The following is an 11233-nucleotide window of genomic DNA, read 5'->3' as shown; positions in this document are numbered from 1 at the left end:
ATCATCTAAGCCGCTTAAATCATCATCAGCATCAAGCTCATCATCTAAGCCGCTTAAATCATCTAAATCATCGCCAACATCAAGCTCATCGCCTAAGCCACCTAAATCATCACCAGCATCAAGTTCATCATCTGCACTTAAATCTTTAAGGTCTGACTCTAGTTCATTTTGACTGGCATCGGCATCAAGTTCATTATCTAAGCTTAAACCATCAAGCCCACCATCCTCGCCTAAATCGTCACCAGCATCAAGTTCGTTGCCTAAATCTAAACCTTCAAGCCCATCATCTTCGCCTAAATCGTCACCAGCATCAAGTTCGTCGCCTAAATCTAAATCATCAAGCCCACCATCTTCGCCTAAATCTAAATCCTCACCAGCATCAAGCTCATTGCCTAAATCTAAATCGTCACCAGCATCAAGTTCATCGCCTAAATCTAAACCATCAAGCCCATCATCGTCGCCTAAATCTAAATCGTCACCAGCATCAAGTTCATCGCCTAAATCTAAATCATCACCAGCATCAAGCTCATCGCCTAAATCTAAACCATCAAGCCCATCATCGTCGCCTAAATCTAAATCATCACCAGCATCAAGTTCGTCGCCTAAATCTAAATCATCACCAGCATCAAGCTCATCGCCTAAATCTAAACCATCAAGCCCATCATCGTCGCCTAAATCCAAATCTAGGCCTGCATCATCGTCAGAACCCATATCTAAATCATCGCCAGCATCAAGTTCATCGCCTAAATCTAAACCATCAAGCCCATCATCGTCGCCTAAATCCAAATCTAGGCCTGCATCATCGTCAGAACCTATATCTAAATCATCACCAGCATCAAGCTCATCACCTAAATCTAAACCATCAAGCCCATCATCGTCGCCTAAATCCAAATCTAGGCCTGCATCATCGTCAGAATCCATATCTAATTCAGACAAAGCATCGTCCATATCAAGGCTGCTAGAATCATCAGCATGTAAACTGGAAGCTAATAACTCATCCTCATCATTGTCTAGTAGGCTCTTAGAATCTAATGAATCACCACCTGATAAGCCATCCATATCAAGGCCGCTATCGTCTTTAATCTCCGAGTCAACTTGTGCTAATAAATTGGCAATATCATCGTCATCGCTGGTCTCATCATCACTTAACATTGTTGCAGCAGCAGTGCCAGCCCCAATACCTAAGGCTGCACCTGCTGCAATCGCTGCCGTATTGTTAGCGTCATATTTATCATCAGCAAGCAATTCACGACCTGTATTCATGTCGTTCCATAAACTAACGGCTTTATCCCAATCAGGCCCTTCTGCATTCACTTGCGTTCGTAGCACTTTCGCATGAGTTTCAAATTCTTGAGGATGGTTTGCCAATGCTAATACTTCTAGCATTTTCACCCGATATTTTGGTTGCTCTGGATGTTTTTCAATTTCAATATTTAACAATTCGATGGCTTGGTCATAATTCTCATAGGCCAAATACACATCAACTTCTTCCAGTACTTCCGTATCTAAATCTTCACTATCTTGATTTTCTTGCTTGATTTGATTCATCAAGTCATCTAAATCATCTTCGGTGGAATGGCCGTCTTTCGAGTCAACATCAATATCAAACTCACTATCATCAAGTTCAGTATTTTCTTCTGCTTCTAAACGCTCAAGCTCTGCCTGAATTTCCTCTTCTTCCTGTACTTGTTTTGCTTTACGGCGTTTACCCAACAACATCATGAGTAACAACAAGAGCAATAATAAACCACCTAATGCACCGCCAACACTTAACCAACCACCGGGAACTTGTTCAACCATTTCGTTAGCGGTATCAACTGCACCACCTGTCATATAATTTACAGAGGATAAAAGGCCTGTATCAATAGGCTCAAGCGGCTCAGTGTCAAAATCATCATCAGGTGCTTCGGCAAGTATATTTTCACCTTTTGGTTGATCTTGTGCATTTTCATCAATGCCTTCTAGTGCCTCAGATTCAGCAATCAGTTTTCTAGCTTCATCTTCTGTGACATTGCCTTCTCCATTTTCATCCGTTGCATCTAATCCCGTTTCAGCAATCGTTGAATCAGATTGATTATTCTCAGTTGTTTCAGCACCAATAATTTCTGGATCATCTGAGGTCATTTGTTCATTTTCAGCAACAGCCTCGCTATTCTCAGTATCATTCTCATCAATTATGTCTTCTGCCGTGTTCATAGCACTATCTGTTGAATCTGAATTTTCGGCCGTTGTTGCATTATCTGTTTCATCTGTCATAACTACGGTTGCATTATCAGATGAAGCTTGAGTAGGACTGTCTGTTGATTCAGTGGTATCAGCTTCTTGCTTAGCTTGTTGCTCTAGCTCTGCGATAGGCTTAATTGACTCAGCACTAGCCGACATCACACCGCTATCTTTTAATTGTCTTTGTAACTTAGCTAATTCACCATTTTGTAATTCAATTAGTCGATTTAAACCATCCAATTGTTTTTTCATGGTTTTGACTAAATCACTGGTTTCATTCATGCGTGATTTTAAGTCTTTATTTTCTTCACGAATGCTAAAATTTTCTTCTTCTAACGTTTGCAACTGTCTCCGTAGAGCACGTAATTCACTAGGTGCAGCACTGGTTTGAGCACGGTTCGCATTACCTGCCCGATTAGGATTGTCTTTAGCTTCTGAAACGGATGCTAAACGTAAACGCGGCTGGGCAGGAGCAGCAGGCGTTGTTAAACGGTTTTGATTGAATGCGGCACTTTCTTGACTGGTTGCAGTCACGCGATTAGCTTGGGTTGGAGGCGTGTATTGTGCTACGGCCAAATTATTCTGATTATTTGCTGGTGCAGGAACCCGTAAAACAACACCTGATTTAATCAAATTCATATTATTACGAATAAAAGCATGAGGATTATTACGGTGCAAATTCTTCATGTGTTGATTGAATGAAAGGCTTTTATCTGTATGAGTTTTACGCGCAATTTTGGAAAGTGTATCGCCACTAGAAACAGTATAGGAAGTCGGTGTACTGCTAGCTCGCGCGTTTAACGGTTGAAGCTTTTTGGTATTGATTCGGGCTGGTTGACGTTGGCTTAATGAATTGACCCCTTGAGTTATTACAGGTGTCATGGCCTCTGCCACTTTTGCTTCATGTAATGGCGGGTCAAGTAGTGCGGTATATTCACGCCGAATACGTCCACTAGGCCAATTGATTTCGATTAAGAAATTTAAAAAAGGCTCTTTTAATGGTTGGCGTGTACTGATATGTAAAATGGCTTGAGAGCCACGCTCATTCGATGATTGTGTATTAAACTTTAAGGTATTCAGGACAACAGGAAACTCTAAGCCCGCTCGACGGAAAGCCTCTGCAGGTGCTAGTGATACTCGTAAGTTATTGATGTCGCCTCTAGGAATTGAGAGAATTTTTACTTGTGCATTCAAAGGCTGGTTTAATTTTGAAACAACATTAATATTACTCAGTCCCAGTGCAGCAACCTCTAATCCACATAACGCAGTTATCAAGGCTACCCAAGCCACTATCAATTTGCGTATCATTACGGTCTCCTTTAGTTAACCTATACCGTTTTCCCGTAATGGGAGGTAAACCATACAGCTTGTTGAGATATTAGCGAACATCCACTATATCAACAAAGCTTAATCATGCAAGAATCGTGTAGCTGCTATCGGTTGACGTGTTTTATGGTGGCAAGATGTCCCCAAAAAATGAAAACCACTTTTAAATATACTCTCATATTCATAAAAGCGGTGTGCTACAAGTCTTTGAAAACTAAAATATTTGAATATAGTTTTCGCGTGCAACATAGATTTTCAACCACGAAAGCAATTTAGCTCCATATCCATTTGAACATTACTCAGGCAAAGTGCGCAGATTATCCACAAATAGTTATAACTTAATGGGGGTTCAACACGTACGAATAAAGATCAGCTTTTCGCTATATGTACGATTATCTCCGCTCATCAGTTATTATTCGTTTTATCTGCATATATCTTAATCAATCACAATGAATAGAAGCATTTGGGGCACATGGACAAAAGGCCTTAAACCGTTGCCCATTGTGCCTTAGATTAGAAAATTATACGATAATACACAAGCTTTTGCTGCACTTTTAAGAAAATACTTTAACAACCTTATGATAACTATTTGTTATAAGTAGTCTTTTATTAAAATTTCGGCGATTTGTACACTATTCAATGCCGCGCCTTTACGGATATTGTCAGAGACTACCCATAAATTTAAACCACGAGGATGAGAAATGTCTTCACGAATCCGACTCACATAGACAGGGTCTTGAGTTGCAGAATCAGTTACAGCAGTTGCATAACCACCATCTTCATGCTTATCAATAACTTCAATACCAGCCGCTTGGCTCAACAAATCGCGAGCTTGTTCAGCACTGATTTTATCGCGAGTCTCAATATGTACAGCTTCAGAATGACCATAAAAAACAGGAATACGTACCGCTGTTGGATTGATGAGAATATTGTCATCTTCCATAATTTTCTTGGTTTCCCAAACCATTTTCATTTCTTCTTTTGTATAGCCATTATCCATAAAAACATCAATATGGGGTATGGCATTAAAGGCGATTTGTTTAGGATAAACCTTGGCTTCAATCGGCTTAACATTGAGTAAATTAGCTGTTTGAATCGCCAACTCTTCAATAGCTTCTTTGCCTGTACCAGAGACAGCTTGATAGGTTGCAACGTTAATCCGCTCAATTCCTACCGCATCATAAATGGGTTTTAAAGCTACAAGCATTTGAATTGTTGAACAATTTGGGTTTGCAATAATATTACGCACTTTATAGTCAGCAATACGGTGTGGATTCACTTCGGGTACAATCAAAGGAATGTCTTCATCACGCCGAAAGTGTGACGTATTGTCAATCACGACACAACCCGCTTCAGCAGCACGAGGTGCATGAATTTCGGAAATAGAACCACCTGCAGAAAACAAACCGATTTGCGCTTTAGAAAAGTCAAATGTTTCTAGGTCTTCAATCGTATAGTGTTTGCCCTTAAATGTGATGCGTTTACCTGCTGAGCGGCTACTTGCCAAAGGGTAAAGATTATTAATTGGGAAATCACGTTGTTCCAAAATAGAAAGCATTGTTTCACCAACTGCACCAGTCGCGCCTACAACGGCAACATCAAATGAACGACTCATGTTTTTATTTATTCTCCATACGAATGAGGCTATTAAAAGGACAAGCCTATAAAACTTAGATAAATCCTGTCATTAAAATCATATCATATCCACTTATAACATGCTTTATCTTGTTTGTATTTTTTATAAGGAAGTTTGAGAAAAATGCTAAAATCATGATGTATTCATCACAATTCATTACTTTATTTGCTTAATCGATAAAGCAGTATTTTGAGATTTTATAGAGAAAATAGGTGGGATTTAATTAAGAAAGGACTGCCAGTCTTAAGTAAGAGCTAGCAATCCTAAGCAATGATGGAAAAAATACTACAAAAAATTATTGTTGATAATAAGAACTATGTAGCTCACTAAATTGCTCAATCTCAGTTTTAGTGATTGAATAGATATGTTGGAACTGAGCTTTTTCGACCATATCCACAAAACTATCTCCATAACCTGCAAAGATTTGTATCGGTGAAATAACCACAGAATCTGGTGAAACATAATCCAAATAAGTCACATTTGCTGCTTCAGGACGACTGAGTTGCGTTAGCATACTGGCTGATGTTGTTGGTACAGAGCCATCAAAATTTATATTTTGAATCAATGCTGAAGCTGTACCATCTGAATTATTTAAAGCCCCTTTATAAACATTCATACTTTGTAATAATAATGCTAATGATGCGTTATTAAAGATAGTAAAAATATCTGTTGTCAAAAGGACTTGCTGGCGTGTTGAGGCAATTGCTTCTAACGCTTCACCTTGCCAAGGATTCCAGCCACTACCATTGAAAATAATCCAATAAGGGCTTAAATTCGCATCTGAACTAGTGCAATTTTGTGGTAATTCGTAAGCTTGCCCTGTCGCTTGATCTTTCATCGAACACGTTGTAGGTAGCACTTGAGCAACAAAGTAAACATTTGTAGTTTGTTGTTTAGCAGATTCAGGCGGTGATAAATAGACTTGTAGAGAAAATTGGTTTGTCTCATCATTAACACTGAACGTGTTTGTACTAAAACGTTGTCCCCCTTCACACTGACCATCCACTTTTTGCTGTGACCAGTCTGGAATATTAGTATCAAAATAATCAATGACATCTAAACGTTGTGTGTATAAATAATTATTTGCCACGCGTACTTCTGTTGCATTGCTTAAGTTAGTTGGTATCACGAGATTACCAATTTCACCACATAATTGATTATTTTCTAAGTTTACAACCAAATTTTCACCAAAAATATTATCCACGGCATAAGGATTAACCGCATCTATATTTTGCAAAAAATCAGCTCGAACATTAGAAAATTGATTATTGCTAAAATCTAAGCTAATAGAGCCTGTGAGCTTGGTGCAAAGGTTTGCTTCAACTTCTGAACTGGTTGATATAATTGGAGGTACTGAACCTGATAATTGGTTAAAACTCAAATTAAGTGAATGACCTCGTGCAATATTAAATGGCAAGTCATTCATTGTGCCTGATAACTGATTATTTGATAAATCAATCGTTTGTAAGGTTTTCTTTAGAACGCCATGTCCAAATTGACCCGCAAATACATTAATATCAGTAGCAAACTGGTTATGCGACGCATCTAATGTACATAGTTGAGGAGTCACTTGAGGTAAGAATGGCAATTGAGTTAAGCTATTATTTTCAAGGCTTAAGCTAATCAAACGTGGAAAACTAAGATTGGGATGTAAAGTCGTCATATTATTTTGACTCAGATCCAAACTTAATAAACGTGGTGCAGCCGTATTCAATGCGAGCAAATTAACGCTATCAGTAACTTGATTACCACTGAGATTGAGTTCTGTCAGGGCTTTAAAATTATTGGTATCAGCAAACCCAGTTATTTGATTATTTTGTAACAACAATTTATCTAAATTATCTAAATACATTCCAGTAATAAACCCAGATAATTGATTGTCATTCAAGCTTAAGCTGGCGAGATTGGGTGATTGTTCAGACAATGATGCACCGTCAAAAACCGTGAGATTATTATTTGCCAAATTTAACGTTTTTAAAACGGGTAAGCTATTTAGATTAAACTGCAACAATTGATTATGACTTAAATCAAGTACTCTCAATACAGGCAATCCTAAACCCTCAACATTCCCAGCAATTTGGTTATTAGCTAAAGATAGACTTGTTAAATTTTGCCACGTATTTAAGTTGATGACTGTACCTGTTAAGGCGTTATTATCTACAATTAAAGTGCGTAATGATAAAGGCAAGTTGAGATTAGATAAGTCACCCGATAAATTTGTCCCACTTAAAGTTAAGTCTTGTAACTGTGAGCTATAAAAAGCAGGAAAAGTAGCCGCTGGAAGCGTTGATTGTGAAATCTCAACCGTTTTTAAATTAGGTAATTGAGAGAGGCTGGCATGGATACCTGAATTGAATGTACTGCCTGTAATTTTCAGGGTTTCCAACGCAGTTAAAAGCGACATATCGGGGAATGCACTTGCGACATTTGCGCCACGTAACTCAAGATAGGTTAAAGAAGTTAAAGCATTAAATCCGACAGGTAACGCATCAGTTGCTGGACGAATGCTAGTATTAGAACCAATAGACAGTTCATATTTAAAACCAGAGACGTGACCATCGCTACAAATAATACCCGGTAGCAAACAGATTCGAGTGGCTGTGTCAAAAGCTTCAATTGTGCCTGAGTACTCTGTTGCGCGTGCTAAGGTTTTCACTTCTTCACACTCAGCTTTTGGTATATCGGTGGCAAGCTCGCAACTGATGGCTGGTGCGGCGGAAACGAGCACGAAAAGCCCTAACCACCACTGGAATAGTGGCGATGCCAAGGTTAATTTAAACATGTTAACTCCAAAGATTAAATTTAAGATTGCATTAATCTTAGTATGAAACATAAAAATTGCAAGGTTTTTTTGTGTTAGCTTATTTCTAGGAATTATTAACTTATAATATTTCGGTTGGCTTTTGGAAAATGCTGGGAATTTTAGTTAGTTATAAATATTGTAGCTCATCTATAAGTTATTGATTTAAATTGGTAGTTTGAAAAATATCCGAAGTATTGAATAAACAAATGCTGAATTTACAAATATTGACTGACACCAACATCAACCGAAATTCGTGGAGACTGTAAGCTTTGTTCTAACAGTTTTCGATTACACTTTTCTTGGTTGCGATCCGCTTCAGGATGCCATAAATGAAATACGGGTACAGAAAAACGCCCTTCTTTACGTTTAATATCATTGTGCATTAACCTGACAACAAACTCGGCATCTTCATGCCCCCAGCCCTGAAACTGTTCATTAAAACCATTGATATTTAAAACATCGTTCTTCCATGCGCCTAAATTACAGGTCTTTGCACCTTGCCATTTAGGTTTATTCAATTTACGAAATTGTCCATCAGGCAAACTGAACAAGGGTAAAAAACGATTAATGTCGCCATGTAAAAAAGGCAAAATCCATGCGAAATTTGACCATTTGCCAATTTGAATTTGATGGAATAATACCCGTGTTGTGAAATGCTCATTGAGCAAAATACGATTACCTGTTACAAAGCAATTGGCTTCAGCAAGTTGACAGTGCCGCTCAATAAAACTGGGACGTGGCACACAATCACCATCTAAAAAGACCAGATACTCTCCACTGGATTTAGCCACGGCTTTATTCCGTGCCATTGCTAATCTAAAGCCTTTATCTTCCTGCCATAAATGATGCAACTCATAAGGTAAATGACGACTCAAATCGTAAATTAACTCTTTTGTATCGATACCTGAACCATCATCAGCAATAATGACATCAAAATCTTGATAAGTCTGCACTGACAAAGCTTGTAAAATGAGTATTAGCGCATCAGGCCGATTATAAGTGCTTAGAATGATGCTGACTTTCATACCGCTCCTGTAGATACATCAATTTAATATAACGATAATAAGTGCCTTCTGCATTAGATACAGCCAAAATAAACCCTTCCCGTCCGTCTAAAAAACCACGTTTAAACACATAACTACGCACGAAAGCCCATAAGCCATGCAGAACAGCACGAGTTAAGCTGGATTTTTTATTACGTTGGAATTGCATTTGAGCACTTGCCGTAGAATAGGCGTTGACTTTTTGTAATACTTCTTCAACAGAACTGAAGGAAAAGTGTAACAGTGGCGTACTCAATTTACCAGTTAAACCTTTATGAATAGTGACTCTCTCATGTACTAAATCATCTGTAAATTGCCCACAATCCCTTTTGAATAGGCGCAATACATAATCTTTGCCCCACGAGTAACGTATCCAACGCCCACAATAACGTGATAATCTTGGTAGCATCCACGCTGTATTATTTTGTTGTACAATAGCTTGCTCTATTTCAGCCCGCAACTCAGGTGGCACATGTTCATCGGCATCGATGGAGAGTATCCAGTCACCTGTTGCATGAGATAAAGCACGATTTTTCTGTATACCAAAACCTTGCCAATTGGTATAAGAATAAACATGCGATGTATGTTGGCGACAAATAGTTAAAGTTTCGTCTTCACTACCCGAATCAACAATAATAATTTCATCTACCCATTTAATTGATTTTAAACAATTTTCAATATGTTCGGCTGCATTGCGAGTAATAATAATTACAGATAAACTTGTCATACAATTTTTCTCGTACTGATATTACGGTAAAATATTGTAGTATTGTGTGTTATATCATCCACTAAAACAAATAAACCGTGTGACTCCCCAATGTGTAAGCTTTTGTTTGAAAATGTAGGAAAGGAAAACTATATGCGCTATATCTTAGGTATCGTTTTGCTCATGCTATATATGTTGACTGCTTATGCAGAGCAATCTACGGATATAGATGCGCCCAGTAGCGGAGGAGAAGTGCGTTTGCCTCGCGATGTGTATAACACCATGCTCGAAGAAGCTAAAAAAGCGGTAGAAACTTCTCAAGAAGAAGTGATTACTTACGCATTTGGTAAGGCTCGTTTGATTATTAATGTATTAGAAGAGAATGATAGGATGACAGGACACGTTGAAGCACGGATTCCTGTCTCTACCTATACGGATGCGTGGACGAGTATCCCGTTGTTAGATTCAGATACTGCTTTGACTTTAGTCAGTATTAATCAACAGCCTGCCCAACTTGCGAATATGAATGGAAAATTTATCTGGCAAACCAACGTCAAAGGTGAGCATGTTATTGAATTGAGTTATGTGGTTGATACTGAAATTGAAAATGGGAAGGTCATTTTAAATATTCCGCTGCCTAATTCAACATCAACCTTATTAGAGGCCAGTATTCCCGGATTACAACTTGATGCAAGCATTTCCCATGCAGTTGGTATTACCATATCAGAATCCTACGATAGCACACAAATTAAAGCTTATATTTCACCAGATAAAAAGCCCAGTCTGTCTTGGAAACTGCCTACAGATGAATCTAATTACTCAATTAGCCGCGCCATATATAAAGGAAAATCCGATGGTAATTCTATCGTTTGGGAAGCCGATATTTTAGTTGAACTGTTTACCGATTCCGAAATGTTATTGCCATTACTTAAAAATACGATTGCATTGCATCAAGTTTTTATCGGAGATGAAGAAGCAACCGTTATTGTTGATAAAGATAAATTTGCGGTACAAATCAGTAATAAGGGTTTGTATAACCTAAAATTACTATTTCAAACCCCAATCATTGAAGGCGGATATAGCGGTTGTCCTAGTAATGTGGGACATCATACAACAATGCAAATTCCTAAAACCCCTATTTCGCGTTTTTATATCGATATTGAAAAACAACAAACTCTTTATGTTGTGCCCAATTCTAATATTACGGTTGATTTACAGAATCATTATTCAACTCGTATTAGTACTCATATTCCGATGACAGGCAGAGTTGCATTCTGTTGGCATGAAGAAGAGCAAGATGCAAGACCTGATAACGCGATTTCCAATGGAAAAGGTTATCATGCGATTTACCCTCAAGAAACCGTTTTAAGTGGCTTAAGCTTTTTAAAATTCAATGTATTACAAGGTTCAAGCAGCACTTTTTGGATTAGAGTTCCCTCAAATGTTTTAGTTCGTTCCATTACTGCTGCAGAACATGACGTGGTATTAGATTGGGT

6 protein-coding genes are annotated in these 11233 nt (G+C 38.2%); 1 reads left to right on the top strand and 5 read right to left on the bottom strand.

Going from position 1 to position 11233, the window contains the following annotated elements:
- The 5 genes from ABXH34_RS05640 to ABXH34_RS05620 all read right to left on the bottom strand — a co-directional run.
- Positions 1-3531, bottom strand: a 3531-nt coding sequence (locus tag ABXH34_RS05640; RefSeq protein WP_353570891.1) for a FimV/HubP family polar landmark protein, incomplete at its 3' end; no start/stop codon positions are given.
- Positions 3532-4141: 610 nt separating this feature from the next.
- Positions 4142-5164, bottom strand: coding sequence for an aspartate-semialdehyde dehydrogenase (locus ABXH34_RS05635; RefSeq protein ID WP_353570890.1), 1023 nt, complete (start codon positions 5162-5164; stop codon positions 4142-4144).
- Positions 5165-5480: 316 nt separating this feature from the next.
- Positions 5481-7967, bottom strand: a complete 2487-nt coding sequence (locus ABXH34_RS05630) for a leucine-rich repeat domain-containing protein (protein ID WP_353570889.1) — start codon at positions 7965-7967, stop codon at positions 5481-5483.
- Positions 7968-8203: 236 nt separating this feature from the next.
- Positions 8204-9013 carry a glycosyltransferase family 2 protein gene (locus tag ABXH34_RS05625; RefSeq protein ID WP_353570888.1) on the bottom strand — a complete coding sequence of 270 codons (810 nt, stop codon included), beginning with the start codon at positions 9011-9013 and terminating at the stop codon, positions 8204-8206.
- Complete coding sequence (locus ABXH34_RS05620; RefSeq protein WP_353570887.1) at positions 8982-9758, bottom strand: glycosyltransferase family 2 protein; 777 nt, start codon at positions 9756-9758, stop codon at positions 8982-8984. The genes ABXH34_RS05625 and ABXH34_RS05620 overlap by 32 nt, the downstream gene beginning before the upstream one ends.
- Positions 9759-9890: 132 nt before the next feature.
- Here ABXH34_RS05620 and ABXH34_RS05615 point away from each other — a divergent pair.
- Positions 9891-11233, top strand: a 1343-nt coding sequence (locus ABXH34_RS05615) for a hypothetical protein (RefSeq protein WP_353570886.1), incomplete at its 3' end; no start/stop codon positions are given.

Source organism: Candidatus Albibeggiatoa sp. nov. BB20 (assembly GCA_016744725.1).
Lineage (GTDB): Bacteria > Pseudomonadota > Gammaproteobacteria > Beggiatoales > Beggiatoaceae > Albibeggiatoa.
The sequence above is the reverse complement of the archived record's forward strand: the minus strand, read 5'-3'. Positions and strand labels throughout refer to the sequence as shown.